The sequence below is a fragment of the Clostridium sp. 29_15 genome, from assembly GCF_001916075.1.
Classification (GTDB): Bacteria; Bacillota; Clostridia; order Clostridiales; family Clostridiaceae; genus Clostridium; species Clostridium lentum.
The window spans coordinates 20,978-39,702 of sequence record NZ_MNRT01000003.1 but is presented as its reverse complement, the minus strand read 5'-3'; the positions used below and the strand labels follow the sequence as shown (position 1 = coordinate 39,702).

Genomic DNA, 18,725 nt, shown 5'->3' with positions numbered 1-18,725 from the left:
CTGGATGAGATCGAGAAGCTGATCCGTGAGGTAAAAAAGGGCCTGGATGAGAAGAACATTCCTTACAAAAACATCCGTACCGGAATTATGATCGAAACACCGGCAGCGGTCATGATCAGTGAAGAACTTGGAAAACGTGTGGATTTTCTGAGCCTAGGAACCAATGACCTGACCCAGTATACCCTGGCTATGGACCGGCAGAATCTTCTTTTGAAGGATAAATACAACGATCATCATCCGGCGCTTGTAAAGATGATCCGCATGGTAACAGAGGCAGGACATAAGTCAGGATGTGAAGTTTACATATGCGGAGAGCTGGCAGCAGATTCCAATCTTACCGAAGCTTTTATCCAGATGGGAGTGGACGGCCTTTCCGTTGTTCCTGCCTGTGTACTTCCAGTGCGAAAAGCAATCCGCAGCTCCTATGCGGATGAGGCAAACCGGCCGGAAGAAGCAGTAAAAGAGAAATAATATCCGGAAAAATAAAAATCCTGAGAATTTCTATGTTGATATCTGTTGATATCTCACATAGGATCCTCAGGATTTTTTTGACGGAATCTTTCACTCACGGTTTATTGCTGTTCTCAATTGAAGCAGTGCGTGGAAGCATATCTGTTCCGATTAAAGTTATCGAAGTCCAAGCACCTGGGCGGTTTCCGAAATAAACTCCGGTGTGGTACCACAGCATCCGCCGATCACGGAAGCACCGTTGTCCACAAGCACCTTCATATAACCTGCAAAATCCGCAGGGGTCATGCTGTAAACTGCATTTCCAAGATCATCGATCTGGGGCATTCCCGCATTGGGTTTGGCAATGACCGGAATGGAAACATTCTCCTTGATATTGCGGATAACCGATACCAGCTGATCCGGGCCAACCGAGCAGTTGATGCCGACAGCGTCTGCACCTGCAGCTTCCAGGGACATGGCAGCCTCTATGGCATTTCCGCCGCTGAAGATACTTCCGTCTGCTTCTACAGTCACGGTACAGATGATAGGAAGCTCACAGACACTCTGGCAGGCGTCTACAGCAGCCAGTGTCTCCTCGATGTTGATCATGGTTTCCGCTACGATCAGGTCCACACCTGCGTCACGGAGATAACCGATCTGTTCCTGATAGACTTCGAAGGCTTTTTCGTAAGTCATGTCACCGGCCGGTGCCATCATCTTGCCGGTGGTGGTGATATCACCTGCTACGAAAACACCCTCCGGTGCGATCTCCTTTGAATAGCCGGCCAGGGTATGATTGATCTGTTCGATCTGATCCTCCAGTCCGTGCATAGTGAGGTTAATGCGGTTTCCTCCGAAGGTAGGCGCATAGATGATATGGCTTCCCGCTTCGATGTATGCCTTCTGCAGAGACTGGATCACATCCTTGTGCTCAAGCACCCAGCTCTCTGTGCAGACACCACGCGGCATGCCGGCCTTCATCAGGTTGGAGCCGGTAGCACCATCCAGCAGCAGGACATGATCTTCGGTCAGTTTCTGAAATTCCTGTTTTGTCATATGTTTATATCCTCCTTATGGCAGCCAATCACGGTTGGCAAAAAATAGGGCTCCTCCTGTAACCGCTGCACTCATTGCCGTGGGTTTATTTTAACACAGGGAATAAAAATAATCTATCCTGTTTCTGGGACGGAAAATAAAAAATAATAAAAATTAGGCAAATTGTACATATTTAACGACTTTTCTGTCGAATAAAGAACTTGCGTATTAGAAAATAGGATTGTATAATAACCTATAGACATGCCCAAAGGGCAAGACTGTCATCAGATAGAACATAAAGGTAAAGGTGAAAAGGAATTATGATTAAAGTTAAACTGAGCAACTGGAAGTCTGATCACCAGATGGATGAGGCTTATAAAGCTCTGCGAACAAATATCCAGTTCTGCGGAGCAGATAAGAAAGTGATCGCACTTACCAGCTGTACTCCTAATGAGGGAAAGAGCAGTGTGGCATTTAATCTTGCTGCCTCTCTTGCTGAGAGCGGCAAATCAGTGCTTCTGATCGATGCCGATCTGCGTAAATCCGTTTTGATGGGACGTGTGACAGTAGACCAGGAGGTAATGGGACTTGCTCATTATCTTTCCAAGCAGGCCAAGCTTTCTGATGTGATCTGTGCCACTACACTTCCGAAGTTCCATATTATCTTCTCCGGTATCGTACCTCCGAACCCGGCAGAGCTTCTCGGAAACAGACTCTTCAAGGATATGATCCGCGTGGTAAGAGATGTTTATGATTACGTTATTGTAGATACACCGCCGCTTGGATTGATCATCGACAGTGCTATCATAGCAGATTCCTGCGACGGATCTGTAATCGTCGTTGAATCCGGTACCATCAGCTACCGTTTTGTACAGGAAGTAAGAGATCAGCTTGCCAAGAGCAACTGCCCGATCCTGGGAACCATCCTGAACAAGGTGGACTACAGCAAGGCCGGCAATTACGGTCACTATGGCAAGTATGGTAAATACGGCAAGTACGGTAAGTATGGTTCCTACGGAGATTATGGTGAGAGCAGCAGTAAATAAAAAAACATTGACAACAGAAATGAGTGGGTTATTTTAATGAAGGGACTTTATGATATTCATTGTCATATCCTCCCCGGGGTGGATGACGGTGCAAGAAACATGGAAGAATCACTCTGGATGCTCAACAAGGAGTATCAGGAGGGCGTACGTCATGTGATCCTGACACCACATTTCCGGTACGATATGTTTGAGCCGCATATGAACATTGTGACAAGACAGTTCATGCAGCTGCGTAGAGCAGCCATGAATATTGGTGATGAAGGCATGAGACTTTATCTGGGCTGTGAACTCCATTCCAGTATGGATATGGTGGAATGCCTTAAGAAGGGACGGCGGCTTACCCTTGCAGGTTCCAGATATGTGCTTGTGGAATTCAGCAACGGAGATGAGAAAAATTATATTGAAGAACGGGTCAGAAGTCTTCTGATGAATGGTTTTATCCCGATCATCGCTCATGTGGAACGTTATAAGGCTACCCGGAACGATATTGGATTTTTGACAGAGCTGAAGGATATGGGAGCACATATCCAGGTCAATGCAGATACCATCAGCGGTCAGGACGGATTCGGGGCAAAAACCTTTGCACGGAAAGTCATGAAGCATGGGCTTCTGGATTTTGTCGGTTCTGACGGACACCGTAAGACGGAGCGTATCCCGGAGATCGGCAAATGTGTCGCCAAAATGGAAAAAACAATGGGGAGCGAATATGTAAAGAAGATCTTTATCAAAAATCCCCGGAAAATCACAGGGTAATGGAGAAAAGAAATGGAAAATCAGACTGTTAACAACAACGACGAAGTAGAGATCGATCTTGGTGAGGTATTTCACCTGTTACTGAGCAAGCTGGGTGTTATCATTTTATCCGGTATTGTTTTCTGCCTGGCAGCTGTTATGGGAACCATGCTTCTGATCACACCGAAGTATGAATCCACAACCAAGATCGTGGTACTGTCCAAGCAGGACAGCAGCACACTGACCAATCAGGATATCCAGACAAGTACATCACTGACCAAGGACTATGCGGAGCTGATCAAGAGCCGTACAGTTACTGAGGGTGTGATCGCACAGCTGAAACTGGATATGACACATGAGGAGCTTCTTAAGAAGCTTTCCGTAGATACACCAACGGATACACGAGTAGTATCCATCACAGTTACAGATACCGATCCTTATACAGCGGCAGAGATCGCAAACGCAGTAAGAGATATTGCTTCCAAGCATATCCAGCAGGTTATGGATATCAAGGCAGTAAATGTGGTAGAGACAGCAAACATCCCGGATGAGCCATCAAGCCCAAGCGTACCGAAAAACGGTGTGATCGGCGGACTTCTGGGTATCCTTCTGGCAGCAGCTGTTGTGATCATCGTATATCTGACAAACGATACTGTAAAGACACCGGAAGACGTAGAGAAATATCTTGGATTAAGCGTACTTGGTACAATCCCATACTCTTCCAAAATGGGCAAGAAATCCAAAAAGAAAAAGAAACGTCACGCATAAAAATAACAACAACGGATCAAAGTGTTGGGAAAGGCCGGGAGCAGCAAAAATATGAAGAAATTTTTTGTGTTTTTATTAGTGGTCATCTGCCTTGGTATGGGAGCCGGTGTAGTATACATGAAGAGCTCCGAGGATAATGAAGGACCGAAGATCACATTTGAAGAGGGAAAAGATACGAATTATACATCCGATATGACAGAAGAGGATCTTCTGAAGGATGTAAAGGCACAGGATGACAGAGATGGAGATGTTACAGAGTCTCTTACTGTAGAAACCATATATCCGAAGAATGACGGAAAACAGGTTTCTGTTATCTTTGTTGCAAAGGACAAAAACAACAATGTAACAAAAAAAGAATTTACCATGGAAGCTCAGGACGGCAGTGCCGAAAATCCGCAGCTGGGACTGATCGATAATGACGGTCTCACAGAGGATGGAGATTCCACAGACACCACAGAGCCTGCAGAAGAGACAGATATGCAGGATGGGACAGAAGCAGACAGCACAGATGCTGAAAGCGGAGATTCCGCAGAAGGAGAACTGACTCCGGAGGAACAGGCGCAGAAGACACAGGAAGACAAGATTGAGCAGCTTTCTCCGCAGGATCCGAAGATGTATCTGACTACCTATTACGTAGAGGTACCGGTAGGAACTACGCTGGATAAATTAAGCTATGTAAAGGATATCCAGGATGATACAGAGTCAACCAGTGATCTTTTCAAAAGGATCCAGATCACCGGTGATGTAAATACAGCTGCACCGGGAACTTACGAGCTTACATATTATGTAGTCGACAACAGTGGAAACAGCTCCAACGGAGCCGTACTTACCATTGTCGTGAAATAAATATCATCCCCTCTCTAGGTGCCTGAGATACCGGAGAGGGGATAAAAGCAACAAAAAATGTAAGCGAGGGAAGGCGTAGAAAAGAATATGTATCAAAAAGAAAACAGCAGCTGGGTAAAACATGCAGATTTTGCGATTTGCGATATGTTGTGTCTGCAGCTTGCGTTTGTACTTGCATACTGGATCCGAAACGGGATCGGTCAGCCATACGAGACAGAGCTGTATCGAAATGTGGCAGTGGTGATGTTTCTTATCCAGCTGATGGTCACATTTTTTAATGAAAGCTTCAGCGGAGTTCTGCGAAGAGGAATGCTGGTGGAACTGAAGAAAACCTTTGAACAGTGTACACTGGTCTGCCTTCTGGTCCTGGCATATATGTTTCTTTTAAGAATTGGAAACAATTATTCCAGAATGATCCTGCTGATCACCTATGTGCTTTATACCTGCTTCAGCTACTGCGGCAGACAGGCACTGAAGAAATTCCTGAAGGATCACAGATACGAAGAAAGCGAGAAGCGATCCCTGCTGATCGTTACAGTCAGTGAAAATGCAGACAATGTGGTGGAAACCATCCGCAAGAATAATTACGGAACCTATCATCTGGCAGGAATCGTCTTTATGGATTGTGACAAGAAGGGTGCATCCGTCTGTGGAGTACCGGTAGTAGCCGGGAGTGAGGATATGATCTCCTATATCCATAAGAACTGGATCGATGAAGTATTTTTTGCAGTGCCTAAGGAAATCCCGATCCCGGAGCAGATGATCAAGGATTGCTCTGCAATGGGAGTTGTCATCCATATGAGACTGGCAACTATGAAATCTCTTGGCAAGAACCAGGTGGTGGAGGAGCTTGGCGGATACACTGTGCTTTCCAGCAGTATCCACATTGTGACACCGCGCCAGATGTTTGTGAAACGAGCTATGGATATCGCAGGCGGTCTGGTAGGTTGTCTTTTTACAGGAATCGCAGCGATCTTTCTGGTTCCGGCCATCAAGATCAAATCTCCGGGTCCTGCATTTTTCTCACAGGTCCGCATGGGAAAGAACGGTCGTCCGTTCAAGATCTATAAATTCCGCTCCATGTATATGGATGCAGAAGAACGCAAAAAAGAACTGATGAAACAGAATAACATAAAAGATGGAATGATGTTCAAAATGGATGATGATCCACGAATCATCAAAGGAGTAGGACATTTTATCCGAAAGACATCCCTGGATGAATTTCCACAGTTCTGGAATATTCTGAAAGGAGATATGAGTCTTGTAGGAACCAGACCGCCGACAATGGATGAGTGGGAGAAGTATGAGCTTCACCATCGCAAACGTCTGGCCATCAAGCCGGGACTTACCGGTATGTGGCAGGTAAGCGGTCGAAGTGATATTACGGATTTCGAGGAAGTCGTAGAGCTTGATACAAAGTACATTGCCGAATGGTGTCTGAAGCTGGATATAGAGATCCTGTTTAAGACAGTTATGGTCGTTTTCCGCGGAAGCGGCGCAAAATGATCCATACATATTGAGATTCGAATATAATGACCCGGGCTGCGAAGATGCAGTCCGGGGATAAAAATAAATTAGATAAGTCCAATAAAGAATATTTCCTAAGAGAACAATTAAAAGTAATTCAAGAAGAACTTGGCGAAGATGATGAAAAAAATGAGATAGATAATTACGCAGAGAGAATAAGTAAGGCAAAAATGCCAAAAGAAGTTCGTGAAAAAGCTGAACGTGAATTATCTAGATTAAAAACATCATACTCAGGTGATGGAAATAATATTAGAAATTACTTAGATTGGATTATAGAATTGCCTTGGAACAAATCAAGTAATGATTCTTTTAATATAGAAAAGGCAGAAAAAATTCTTGATGATGAACATTATGGGTTAGAAGAAGTGAAGGAAAGAATTTTAGAATATTTAGCTGTAAAACAATATACTAAATCACTGAATGGACCAATTCTTTGCTTAGTAGGACCACCAGGTGTTGGTAAGAGTTCTATAGCAAAATCTGTAGCTAACTCATTAAATAGAAAGTTTGCTAGGATTTCACTTGGTGGATTAAGAGATGAAGCAGAAATAAGAGGTCATAGAAGAACTTATGTAGGAGCTATTCCAGGAAGAATTATCTATGCCTTAAAGGAAGCGAAAGTAAATAATCCATTGATATTATTAGATGAAATTGATAAATTAAGTTCCGATTACAAAGGTAATCCGGCAGATGCACTTTTAGAAGTTTTAGATCCTAAGCAAAATAAAACTTTTAGGGATACATTTATGGAAGTAGATTTTGATTTATCTAATACTTTATTTATTACTACAGCAAACACCTTAGAAACTATTCCTAGACCACTTCTTGATAGAATGGAAATAATAGAAGTATCAGGATATACTTATGAAGAAAAATATCATATAGCAAAAGAGCATTTAATTCCTAAATCCTTAGAAGAGCATAACACAGATGCAGAAACAATAAAGATTTCTGAAGGTGCTATAAGAGAAATTATAAATAGTTATACTAGGGAATCAGGAGTAAGAAGTCTTGAACGTCAAATTAATAAGGTTATTAGAAAATCGATAACTGAAATGGTTAAGACAAAGAAGAAAAAGGTTACTATTACTGTAAATAATCTTAAAAAATATTTAGGAAATAAATATTTTGAGTTTGAGAAAGCTGATAGACAGGATACAATAGGTGTTGTTCATGGATTAGCATGGACTGCATATGGTGGAGATACACTGCCAGTAGAAGTTGTAGTGATGAAAGGTAATGGGAAGTTAGAACTTACTGGAAAGCTAGGAGATGTTATGCAAGAATCAGCAAAAGCAGCTTATAGCTATGTAAGAGCTAACTGTAAAAAATATGGCATTGATGAAGACTTCTATAAGAGCAAAGATGTTCATATACATGTGCCAGAAGGAGCAGTTCCTAAAGACGGACCTTCAGCAGGGGTAACTATTGTCACAGCTTTAGTATCAGCCCTATCCAAAAAGAAAGTTAAAGGGACTGTGGCAATGACAGGTGAAGTAACTTTAACTGGAAAAGTACTTCCTATTGGAGGCGTTAAAGAAAAGTGTTTAGCAGCACATAGAATAGGTATAGATACAATAATTTTACCTAAAGATAATGAAAAAGATATAATAGAGATTCCTAGTACTGTAAAAAATAAATTAAATTTAATTTTTGCAGCTCATGTGGAAGATGTATTAAAAAATGCTTTAATTGGAGTTGAAAATATTGATAATTAACAAGTCAGAATTTATAACATCAGCGGTTAGAAGAGAGCAGTATCCAGAAGATGGACTTAATGAAGTAGCTTTCGTTGGAAGATCTAATGTTGGAAAGAGCTCAATAATAAATGCTTTAACTAATAGAAGAAAATTAGCTAAAGTATCACAAACCCCAGGAAAGACAAGACTAATAAACTTCTTTTTAATAAATGATGGGTTTTATTTAGTTGATTTACCAGGTTATGGTTATGCAAAGGTATCAAAGAAAGAGCAGGAGTCATGGGGAAAAACAATTGAAACTTATCTTACAGCTCGTGAAGAATTAAAGAGAGTTATCTTATTAGTTGACTCAAGACATAAGCCTACAGCAGATGATATTACTATGCATGAATGGATAAAACATTATGGATATGATGTAATAGTGGTTGCAACTAAAAGTGATAAACTATCTAACAATGATTTAGTAAAAAGTAAAAAAATAATAAAAGAAACATTAAAATTAACTGAAAATGATACATTATGTTTCTTCTCGTCTTTAAATAAGAAGGGTGCAGAACAATTAAATGATATTTTATTCGGTGATTTATCTCAGTAGAGAGCTGCCAAATGGCAGTTCTTTTTTTTGTAAGAAAAAATAGTATAAAAATAAAGCATTGAATAAAATAGTGTCAAATTATTTGCGGGAGAATAGTATATAGTATAAATTTAATTATAAATTTAAATCAATAGGAGGAATCAATTATGCAAATGAACGATATCATTGGTGAAATGCAACCATCAGATTATTCATCAGTTGGTAGTAGCTGTGGCTGTGGCTGCGGATGTGGCAATTTAGGTGGATTAGGCAATGCTGGTGGATTAGGCAATACTGGTATTGGAAACTGCGGATTTGGTTGGTGGATTTGGATATTATTAATATTATTCTATACTAATCAAAGTACAAATAATGTAGGAAATAATTGTTGTTGTAATAATGGATCAAATGACTGTTGCTGCTGTCAAGGGAATTCAAATAATGGTTATGGAAATGGAGGCTGCAGTGGATGGTTATTCTTATTAGTTATTTTATTCTTATGTAGCGGATGTAATAACGGATTTGGTGGAGGATTCGGAAATTGCGGATTAGGCAGTGGATTTGGAAACTACGGACTAGGAAATTGTGGAATTTGTGATGGACTAGACGGCCTTGTTGGCGGATGCTACTAGAAAGTAAATAAGGAGGAGATGTTGAAATGTCAAAAAAACATTATCACAAAGATGAATGTTGCTGCTGTTGTCAGCCATGTTGTCCACAAAATTGTTGCTGTAATAACAATAATAACAACAATGGTGGATGCTGCGGAAATCCATTTTCAGGAATTAATAGTTGTGTAGCACCTATTATATTCTTATTAATAGCTTGTGGATCAGGACTATTATGTAGTGGTTCATCATATCTAATTATTTTATTATTCTTGCTATGTGGAGGTTGCGGAAGTTTCTTTGGTGGAAATGGAAACAACGGAAGCTGTTGCTGCACAAACAACTCAAATTGTTGCTGTGAAAGTAATTGCTGCTGCTAGTGTAGAGGGTGGAGGGTTTTTTAACCCTCCAAAAATATTATAAAAATATGCTACTTTTTTTACTTAAATACATATAATTTAATAGAAAGATAATAGGAGGGGGAAAATGTCAAAGAGAAGACATAAAAACAAAAGGGATAATACCACTGAAAATAGAAGAAGACAGATGCAGCAGCAAAGACAACCACAGCAACAGGCTAGGCAGCAGCCGCAATATAACGGACCTTTTGGAATTAATCCTGCCCAGTTGTTAAGTATGTTTGGAAACATAGATATGAATCAGATTAATAATATGCTTCAAAATATGAATAGGGACGGAATAGATTTTAATAATTTTAATCTAGGCATGCTTCAAAATTTAATGGGTAACAATGGAGGAAGAACAGATAATGTAAATAGCGTTAATAATATAAATAATGATAATAGCGAATCTGTAGTAAATGAGGAAATGGATATTTTTAATGAAGATTTACCAAAGAATAATAGAAAGTTTCAAGTAGATGTAAATGATGAAAACATGCAACTATTAAGGTCTCTTAGAAATATAGTATCAATAGAAAGAGTGCCATTTGTAGATAAAATAATCGAATTATATGCTAAAGGTGCATTTAAAGATTAAGGGAGAAAGTGTATAAAAGAAAATTAAAGGGAAATAATAATAGTGTACCGGAGAAGTATTCTCCTATAGCAAATGAAGATAAATTCTTCATTAAGCTAAAAACCCCCCCATCCCCCTTTTAGGCCGCAATATAGCGGCCTTTTATTTTATGTTGAAATTGATGAAATCTTATAATGATTTAAATAATCTATATTAACAGTAAGGTGAATAAGTACTTCTTTAGAATGTTTGGTTATATCATTACGACTTATTTTTTGAAAAGATAAGGTCCATAAAATAGAGCTAGGATTACCTAAGTTATTCCAATCATTATCACAAAAATAAGCACTTTGGAATTTATATTCATAATTATCCTTATTTAAGTTCCAAAAAATTTTAAGTTCATCACTGGATATGTTAGGAGTAAATATATCAGGTAGTTCTTCTGGTTCGTAAGGGTATTCAATTAAATCAATAAATTTTCCTACTTCATCTAGTGAGAATATATTACCAGTATTGATGGTGACTTCCTTAACTGTGTCATTATCAAGGAAATATGATGAGAAATCGTTGTTATTTAAAAAATTGCTTTTTAAGAGGATTGGCGTTTTGGAATTCTTTGAATCTATTACTCCAAGTATATTATTATTGCAGCAGAATATGTTTTCAAAGCTAGTACCATTCCATTTAAAGATGCAGTATTGAGATGTATTGTTATAATAATTTGAAAGAATTATTTCAGGAATATTATCCCGAGATAAATCTAGAATATTTACTTTTAAATCATAATATGGGCAGATGGTTAAAAAATTTATATTTGAACAATTAAGAATGTAATCTTTATTTGAAGTTTCAATTTTGATTTCATAATAGTTGTTAATCTCAGATATAGTTAGTTCATCTTTCATACCATCTCCATCCAAGTCGTAATAATAAATATGATTAGGTTTTGAAAGAGTAAAAAAAGCGGAAATATTTTTAGTATAATTTATGCAGAAAAACAAGATGGAAATTGCTAAAATACTGAGCATAATAGCAATGATGGTTTTCTTCTTTATGATAATAAATTTTGTCATTATATCACCTCTATAATATATATGATTTTAAGGGTGAGATAATACAAAAAAGCCAGTAAGTTTAACCTACTGGCATTCTTTACATAGTCCATAAAAGAATACTTTATTCCAATTAACTTTATAGTCTGAATTTTCTTCAACTATAGAATTTAGATTTGGAAGAGGAAGATTCATTAAGTCTTCAACTTTACCACATTTTACACATTGAATATGACAATGCTCAAAACAGTTAGCATCATATCTAAAATTGCCTTCTCCTACATTAAGTTCCTGTACTAAGTTTACTTCTACAAGAGTTTTAAGAGACTTATATACAGTTGCAAGACTCATAGTAGGATAAGTTGCTTGAAGAGCATTATAAATAATTTCAGCAGAAGGATGCTCATTTGTAGATTTTAAATATTGATATACAGCTAATCTTTGAGGCGTAAGTTTTAATTTTTTTTCTTTAAATATTAAAGATATGTTCTCCATAAATAGCACCGCCTTTAATTCTATGTAATTATTATATGAAACTGTATAATTATTTGTCAATAATAAATATTAATTAATATAGAATATAAAGAAAAAATTTATAAATTTTTACAAAATTGTTGAAAAAATATTTAAAATATGTTAAATTAATATAAAAAGGTAAGGGGATGAGGATATGTCTAAGTATAAAGTTGGAGATGAATTAATTATTGTAACAGATCCAAATGAAGAAACAGAAAAATTAAATGAGCTTACTAGACTGAAAATAGATGGTGATTTTGCACAAATTTCTTGGGGGCTAAAAATAGTAGATGTTACTTTTGATAAGCCATATGTTACGCTTACTTATAGAAATGCAAATGGTGATATTAATAAAGTTTTTGCTGAATGCAGAGATATAGAAAATTTTGATAGAGAAAAAGTACTGGAAAAAGCTTTATTAAAAGCTTTTCAAAATGAAATTATTAATATTACTGTAATTAAAAATAAATAATATAAGTATTAATAGTTTAAGTCAAGAAAAAGGTGAGTATAAAGGACATATTCATAAATGTACAGGTAAATAAAGTAAAAGTATTTATTTTTTTACAGTTATGATGTATAATAACTGTATAATTAGATAAAATATAATCTTTATTTGCAAGGGGAGAGGTTTATGAGTAAGTGCCCATTTTGGTCAACAGGCAAAGTGAGAGTAAATTGTTATAATGAATGTCCAATGTATCCTGATCCTAAAGGTTATGAGATATGTCCATTTAAAGAGTATTTAGATAGCGAAAGTATTAATATAAAAGATAATATTGATAAGAAATTTAATTATTCTAATGATGATATAGAAGAAGATATCTATCAATTAGTTGGGGCATTAAAGGATTATTAATAAAAAGACATCTTAATTTTTTAAGATGTTTTTTTATTTTAGGATTAATTTAATAATTACTATACAAACATCTAGAAATTATTATTAATGTAGTTATTTTTATAAAATAAGGGCAATAATTATGATAACATAGTAGATATGTAAAAAAGATGTTTTGAATCATAGGGGGAAAAATGAAAGTAAATTTAGATATTAATCAAAGAAATGCAGTATATATAAAAGAAAAAAATGTTTTAGTTGTAGCTTCTCCTGGTTCAGGTAAGACAACAGTAATAATTAATAGAGTAAATCATCTTATTGAGGATTTGAAGATAAATGAAGGTAATATAATAGTGATAACATTTACAAGAGCAGCTGCTGATAATATGAGAAATAGATATAAAAATATATTTAAAAAAGAAAGAGCACCTTTTTTTGGTACTTTTCATGGATTGTTTTATAAGATATTACTGAGAGAGGGTTATGATATAAAAATAATGGATGGAGGAAAGGGGCATGCCATTATAAAGAATGTATTGTCTAGGTATTTTGATGATGTTAATGATGATAAAGTTAGAGAAGTGATGAATAATATTTCTATGTTTAAGACTTCTTTATGTACTGTTGATGAATTTAAATCTACTGTGAGCAAGGATATATTTTTAGAATGTTTAAAGGTTTATGAAAGTAACAAAGAAAGAGAGTGTTTATGGGATTTTGATGATTTATCGGTGAAAGTATTAAAGTTATTTACAGAAAAGAAGAATATTTTAGAAAAGTACCGAAGGGTGTTTAAGTATGTACTAGTAGATGAATTTCAGGATTGCGATAATATACAAGTGAGTTTTTTAATGCTTATGAATAAAGATAATGAACTTTTTGCTGTAGGTGATGAAGATCAATGTATTTATTCATTTAGGGGATCTAAGCCAGAATATATGGTTAATTTTCATGACACTTTTAAAGGTGGAGTAAAGGTTAAGCTTCTTACTAATTATAGAAGTAAGAATAATATTGTGGAGGTATCAAAGCGATTAATTGATAAAAATGAAAATAGAAATTATAAGGAAATAATATCTTATTGCAATAATTGTGGAATTGTTCATTATAGTACTCCATATAATGAATATATGCAAGGTGAAGAAATTGCTAAATACATAAAAGAAAATTATCAAGGCACATATGGGGATAATGCTATTTTATACAGAACCAATATGGAATCTAGAAGTATGATAGATGTGCTTACAAAAAGAAAGATTCCATTTGTGTTATTAGATAAAGGATATAATTTTTTTAATCATTTTATTTGTAGGGATTTAATTAACTATTTGAAATTATCTATTGACCAATATGATAAGAATGCCTTTGCATGGATAATAAACAAGCCTTTTAGATATATGAGTAAAGAAAATTTATCATATATTAATAATTATAAAGAAGATAAATCACCTTTTGATATATTAATTAATAAAAAGGATATGCCGCCGTTCCAGTGCAAAAAGATTGATGACTTAAGAAAAGAAATATTATATTTAAATAAAATGTCTTTAGGTAGTGCCATACAATACATAATATCTACCATGGGTTATATTGATTATTTAAGGGAATACGCTAATAAATATGGTCAAAGTCTTGATGATTTAGAAGATGTATTAGAAGAGTTTAAAGGGGCAGCTGAAGGTTTTAAAACTATTACTGAATTCTTGGTACACGTTAATAATGTGGAAGAACAGATTGAAAGTAGCAAAGTTGTTGAAGATGGTGTGATTTTAAGTACCATTCATGGAGTAAAAGGAATGGAGTTTAATAATGTCTATATTATTAATTGCAATGAAGAGGTAATACCTCATAAATCATCTATGGAAGAAAATATAGAAGAGGAAAGAAGGTTGTTTTATGTGGGTATTACTAGAGCAATAAATAATTTGTATGTATTTTCACCTAAAACAATGAGAGGAAAATTTAGAGAGGCTTCTAGATTTATTGCCGAGTCTCATCTTGAAGAAGAATCTGAAAAGGTTGATTATGGAATAGAAGTAGGTAATATGCTTTATCATAGGACTTATGGTGAAGGTAGTGTAATAGAGATAGACAAAGATAAAATTACCATTAAATTCAAAGACATTTGCAGAAGCTTTTCTTTAAAAGTACTGATGGAAAATAATTTAATTATATTAGTAAATTAATTTTTTAAACATAGTGCATAATAATATTGTCATATAGATGTTGGAGGAAGCTTTATGAAAAGTAAAAATACAGTTTTATGTATAATGGCAATAATATTATTTATTAATTTTTTAACTTTTGAAGCAAATGCTTTGATTTTATCTCCAGAAGAGATAGAACGTATAGAAATGCTTTTAAAAGAAAATGATGCATATGTTCATGATGAAGATAAAAAAGTGCTGGAAGGTTATAAAGAAAAATTATTAAATTATGAAATACTGAATCAGGAAGAAAAAGATTATTTACGAGAATGTTATTTAAATATGATTCGTAACAAGTTAGGGGAAGAAAAGTTTAATGAGTATTGTAAACTTATTGAAAAGAGAAGTAGCAGTGTAGAGTTTACACAGTCAGAAAAATTCAGGCTTTATGAACTAGAAAAGGAACTCAGAGAAAGTCACTAATAGGCTGTAAAACATTGAATATAGTCAATATATATAATATAATTTAAATAGGCTTATATAGCATTATATAATGCCTATTTATAATGTTAATGAGGTAAAAACTAATGAAAAAAGAATTTAGTGTTGAAGACATAAAATTTTCCTTGGACATTGGTACAAGATCCGTAATTGGATCAGCAGGGATTGTAAAGGGAACAAAGATTGATGTTATTAAAGAATGTTACATTGAGCACCATGAGAGGGCAATGCTTGATGGTCAAATACATGATATTTCTCTAGTTACAAAAACTGTTAAGTCAGTGATACAAAATTTAGAAAATGAACTAAATGTAAAGCTTGAAAAAGTTAATATTGCAGCTGCAGGAAGGTTCCTAAAAACTGTTAATAGTAAGGCAGAGCTAGATTTAAATAAAGATGAGTCCATAAATAGTGAATGGATAAAGACTTTAGAGCTTAAAGCTATAAAGGAAGCAGAAGAAAGTATAGCAAAAGAAGTGGTTGGAGAGCTATATTGTGTTGGCTATTCTGTAGTTAACTATTATTTAAATGGTTATATAATTTCAAATCTTTTAGGACATAAAGGTGAAAATATATCTGTAGAAATAATAGCAACTTTCTTACCAAAATCAGTAGTTGATTCTCTATATTCAGTTATGGATAAGTGTGGTTTGAGAGTAAGCAGCCTGACGCTAGAGCCTATTGCAGCCATTGAAGCAGTAGTTCCACAAAAGTTAAGATTATTAAATATTGCTTTGGTGGACATTGGAGCAGGAACATCAGATATAGCTATAAGTGCTGATCAAAGTATAGTAGCATATGGAATGGTTCCTATAGCAGGTGATGAAGTAACAGAGGTTATAGCAAAAGAATGTTTAGTAGATTTTAACACTGCAGAAATTATAAAAAGGCAAATAAATACAGAGGAAGAAATAAAATTTATAGATATATTAGGATTTGAATGTTCTAGAAGTTCTGAAAAGCTTAAAGAAGTTATTAGTCCTATAGTTGCAGAAGTAGGGGAGACCATTGGGGAAAAAATTAAAGAGCTTAATGGAAATAAACCTCCCAGTGCTATTTTTGTTGTAGGAGGAGGAGCGCATACACCAGGGATTCTTGAGGAAATAGCGAAAAATTCCAATATACCTAAAGATAGAATAGCAATAAAGGATAGAGATTCAATAGAATCATGTATAGCAGAAAATGCTTATGGCTCAGCAGGTGTTACTGTAATCGGTATAGCCCTTGTAGGTTTGAAAAATGAAGGCAATGATTTTGTTAATGTATATCTTAATCATATTCCAATAAGTTTATTTAATTCTCATGCTCATACTGTAAAAGATGTATTAGTACATGCTGATATAGATCCTGCCATGCTTATGGCAAAAAGAGGTAAAAATTTAAGATATACTTTAAATGGAGTTAAAAAGATAACCTTTGGAAACAAAGGAGAGAATGCTATTATTAAAGTAAATGGTCAAGAGGCATCTATTGATTCTACAATTAATGATGGTGATGAAGTAAATATAATTTATGCAAAAAATGGACAAAATGCAGCAGCTACAGTTACAGAATTATTAACTAATTATGAAGAAAAAGAAATTTTTATTAATAACATTAGTACCGTTATAAAACCAATTGCTATAGTAAATGATAATAAAGTTTCACTTGACACATATATATCTGACCAGGACATCATTGAAATAATATATCCAAAAAATATTGGAGATGTGAAAAAGTATATAATAAATACTACAAGTGATGTTTTTATCAATGAAGTAAAAGGCAATGATGAATATATAATAAATAATGGTGATAAATTGGTCTTTGAAGATTGTAGATACAGTGAAGAAAATCATTGTAATAATATAAATGAATCACTAATTATTGAGCAAGATGAAAAAAATACAAATTGTGACAAAGATAATATGACAAATGAATTCAGTGAAGAATTAGAGGATGAAGCTATATATGCCATGAAGGTAATAGTTAATGATGAAGAAGTTAAAATTAATGACATGTCTTCCATGATGTTTGTACAAATATTCAGCTACATAAACTTTGATTTATCAGAGCTAAAGGGAAATATAGTTCTTAAGCTGAATGGAGAAGTAGCATCATATACAGATATGGTTAAAGATGGAGATGTTATTAATATTTATTGGGAAAAGTAAAAAAGGGGCTAAAGGGGTATGAGTAGATTTAAAAATGAAGCAGAGAGCATTAAAGATGAAATTATAGCTATTAGAAGGACATTGCATGAAAATCCTGAAATAGGATATGAGGAGTTTAACACTTCTAGGCTTATTAAGGAGTTTTTAACTAAAGAGGGAATTGTTTATGAAGAATATGCAAAAACAGGAGTATGTGCATTGATAAAAGGTAAACAAGCTGATAATGGGAAGGTTATTGCTGTCAGGGCAGATATTGATGCTTTACCGCTAGAGGATAAGAAAAAGTGTAGTTATGCGTCAAAGATAAAATGCAGGATGCATGGATGTGGACATGATGGACATACTTCTATATTATTAGGGGTAGCAAAGCTTATAAATAGGAATAGAGATATTTTTGGAGGAACTGTAAAACTTATCTTTGAGCCAGCAGAAGAAACTACTGGTGGAGCAAAAGTGATGATTGAGGAAGGAATATTAAAAAATCCAGATGTGGATATGGTGTATGGTCTGCATATGGAGGAAACTATTGATACAGGAACAATAATGGTAAAAAGAGATACTGTCAATGCAGCATCCAATCCATTTAAGATAGTGGTTAAGGGAAAAGGAGCTCATGGTGCTTATCCAGCAGCAGCTGTTGACCCAATAGTGGCAAGCAGTCAAATTATTATGGCCTTGCAAACTATTGTTAGTAGAGAAATAAATCCAAGTAATTCAGCGGTGGTTACAGTAGGTTCCATTCATGGTGGTACAGCTAGCAATATAATACCTGATGAAGTTGAAATTGGCGGTATAATCAGAACCATCACTAAAGAGGATAGAGAACATTCTGTGAAAAGAGTGAAGGAAATTGCTGAAGGTATTGCTAGAACATTAAGAACAGAATGCCAAATTGAAATAGAAGAGTCTTATCCTTGTCTGATAAATAATGCTAACCTTGTTGAAATGCTTAGAGAAAATGCTGCAAAGGTAATTGGCATAGAAAATGTATTAGAACAAAAGAATCCTAAGATGGGAGTTGAAAGTTTTGCATACTTTGCCAATGAAGTTCCTTCGGTTTTCTATTTCTTAGGATGTAGAAATATTGAAAAAGGAATTATACATCCAGCCCATAGCAGTTTATTTGATATTGATGAAGAATCATTGCCAATAGGAATAGCCATTGGTTGTGAATTTATCGTTGATTATTTGACAAGTTGCTAAAATAATATTAATCTAATACAATGGGGAAAAGAAAAAAAGAGTACGGAA

20 protein-coding genes are annotated in these 18,725 nt (G+C 35.1%); 17 read left to right on the top strand and 3 right to left on the bottom strand.

Going from position 1 to position 18,725, the window contains the following annotated elements; genetic code table 11:
• On the top strand, nucleotides 1-471 hold a 471-nt coding region (locus BHW04_RS00500), incomplete at its 5' end, for a putative PEP-binding protein (protein ID WP_302698495.1).
• Nucleotides 472-627: 156 nt separating this feature from the next.
• Here BHW04_RS00500 and BHW04_RS00495 read toward each other — a convergent pair.
• A complete protein-coding gene (locus BHW04_RS00495; protein ID WP_022426289.1) occupies nucleotides 628-1,506 on the bottom strand; it encodes a homocysteine S-methyltransferase family protein in 879 nt (292 codons plus the stop codon).
• 299 nt (nucleotides 1,507-1,805) lie between these two features.
• Between BHW04_RS00495 and BHW04_RS00490 the strand changes: the two genes are divergently transcribed.
• The 10 genes from BHW04_RS00490 to BHW04_RS00445 all read left to right on the top strand — a co-directional run bounded on the left by BHW04_RS00490 (nucleotide 1,806) and on the right by BHW04_RS00445 (nucleotide 10,285).
• Nucleotides 1,806-2,531, top strand: a complete 726-nt coding sequence (locus BHW04_RS00490) for a polysaccharide biosynthesis tyrosine autokinase (RefSeq protein ID WP_015525686.1) — start codon at nucleotides 1,806-1,808, stop codon at nucleotides 2,529-2,531.
• Between the two features lie 36 nt (nucleotides 2,532-2,567).
• Entirely contained in the window at nucleotides 2,568-3,284 is a 717-nt protein-coding gene (locus BHW04_RS00485; RefSeq protein ID WP_015525687.1) for a CpsB/CapC family capsule biosynthesis tyrosine phosphatase, read from the top strand.
• Between the two features lie 12 nt (nucleotides 3,285-3,296).
• Nucleotides 3,297-4,031, top strand: a complete 735-nt coding sequence (locus BHW04_RS00480) for a YveK family protein (RefSeq protein ID WP_129976128.1) — start codon at nucleotides 3,297-3,299, stop codon at nucleotides 4,029-4,031.
• Between the two features lie 51 nt (nucleotides 4,032-4,082).
• Complete coding sequence (locus BHW04_RS00475; protein ID WP_022426287.1) at nucleotides 4,083-4,877, top strand: immunoglobulin-like domain-containing protein; 795 nt, start codon at nucleotides 4,083-4,085, stop codon at nucleotides 4,875-4,877.
• Between the two features lie 87 nt (nucleotides 4,878-4,964).
• Complete coding sequence (locus tag BHW04_RS00470; RefSeq protein WP_129976130.1) at nucleotides 4,965-6,383, top strand: sugar transferase; 1,419 nt, start codon at nucleotides 4,965-4,967, stop codon at nucleotides 6,381-6,383.
• A gap of 23 nt (nucleotides 6,384-6,406) precedes the next feature.
• Nucleotides 6,407-8,122 (top strand): endopeptidase La, encoded by a 1,716-nt coding sequence (gene lon / locus BHW04_RS00465; RefSeq protein WP_302698503.1) that lies wholly within the window; start codon nucleotides 6,407-6,409, stop codon nucleotides 8,120-8,122.
• Complete coding sequence (yihA, locus tag BHW04_RS00460) at nucleotides 8,112-8,699, top strand: ribosome biogenesis GTP-binding protein YihA/YsxC (protein ID WP_022211191.1); 588 nt, start codon at nucleotides 8,112-8,114, stop codon at nucleotides 8,697-8,699. The genes lon and yihA overlap by 11 nt, the downstream gene beginning before the upstream one ends.
• Before the next feature lie 146 nt (nucleotides 8,700-8,845).
• Nucleotides 8,846-9,310 carry a hypothetical protein gene (locus tag BHW04_RS00455; protein WP_302631684.1) on the top strand — a complete coding sequence of 155 codons (465 nt, stop codon included), beginning with the start codon at nucleotides 8,846-8,848 and terminating at the stop codon, nucleotides 9,308-9,310.
• A 26-nt stretch (nucleotides 9,311-9,336) separates the two neighbouring features.
• The gene (locus BHW04_RS00450) at nucleotides 9,337-9,666 is read left to right on the top strand and encodes a hypothetical protein (protein WP_186835212.1); all 330 of its coding nucleotides are present in this window, start codon (nucleotides 9,337-9,339) and stop codon (nucleotides 9,664-9,666) included.
• 106 nt (nucleotides 9,667-9,772) lie between these two features.
• Nucleotides 9,773-10,285 (top strand): hypothetical protein, encoded by a 513-nt coding sequence (locus BHW04_RS00445; RefSeq protein WP_022211193.1) that lies wholly within the window; start codon nucleotides 9,773-9,775, stop codon nucleotides 10,283-10,285.
• A 146-nt stretch (nucleotides 10,286-10,431) separates the two neighbouring features.
• Here BHW04_RS00445 and BHW04_RS00440 read toward each other — a convergent pair whose 3' ends face one another.
• The gene (locus BHW04_RS00440) at nucleotides 10,432-11,172 is read right to left on the bottom strand and encodes a hypothetical protein (RefSeq protein ID WP_186835210.1); all 741 of its coding nucleotides are present in this window, start codon (nucleotides 11,170-11,172) and stop codon (nucleotides 10,432-10,434) included.
• A gap of 234 nt (nucleotides 11,173-11,406) precedes the next feature.
• Nucleotides 11,407-11,814 (bottom strand): Fur family transcriptional regulator, encoded by a 408-nt coding sequence (locus BHW04_RS00435; RefSeq protein ID WP_186835209.1) that lies wholly within the window; start codon nucleotides 11,812-11,814, stop codon nucleotides 11,407-11,409.
• A gap of 175 nt (nucleotides 11,815-11,989) precedes the next feature.
• On the opposite strand from BHW04_RS00435, the gene BHW04_RS00430 reads away from it, so the two are divergent.
• The 6 genes from BHW04_RS00430 to BHW04_RS00405 all read left to right on the top strand — a co-directional run bounded on the left by BHW04_RS00430 (nucleotide 11,990) and on the right by BHW04_RS00405 (nucleotide 18,677).
• Complete coding sequence (locus BHW04_RS00430; RefSeq protein WP_022211196.1) at nucleotides 11,990-12,307, top strand: hypothetical protein; 318 nt, start codon at nucleotides 11,990-11,992, stop codon at nucleotides 12,305-12,307.
• Nucleotides 12,308-12,469: 162 nt separating this feature from the next.
• Nucleotides 12,470-12,694, top strand: a complete 225-nt coding sequence (locus BHW04_RS00425; RefSeq protein ID WP_022211197.1) for a hypothetical protein — start codon at nucleotides 12,470-12,472, stop codon at nucleotides 12,692-12,694.
• 173 nt (nucleotides 12,695-12,867) lie between these two features.
• Nucleotides 12,868-14,859: an ATP-dependent helicase gene (locus BHW04_RS00420; RefSeq protein WP_302698493.1), complete on the top strand. Its 1,992-nt coding sequence runs from the start codon at nucleotides 12,868-12,870 to the stop codon at nucleotides 14,857-14,859.
• Nucleotides 14,860-14,913: 54 nt separating this feature from the next.
• Nucleotides 14,914-15,303 (top strand): hypothetical protein, encoded by a 390-nt coding sequence (locus BHW04_RS00415; RefSeq protein ID WP_022211199.1) that lies wholly within the window; start codon nucleotides 14,914-14,916, stop codon nucleotides 15,301-15,303.
• Nucleotides 15,304-15,407: 104 nt separating this feature from the next.
• A complete protein-coding gene (locus BHW04_RS00410; RefSeq protein WP_186835207.1) occupies nucleotides 15,408-17,474 on the top strand; it encodes a cell division protein FtsA in 2,067 nt (688 codons plus the stop codon).
• Nucleotides 17,475-17,492: 18 nt separating this feature from the next.
• Nucleotides 17,493-18,677, top strand: coding sequence for a M20 metallopeptidase family protein (locus tag BHW04_RS00405; protein ID WP_302698492.1), 1,185 nt, complete (start codon nucleotides 17,493-17,495; stop codon nucleotides 18,675-18,677).
• Nucleotides 18,678-18,725 lie beyond the last annotated feature (48 nt).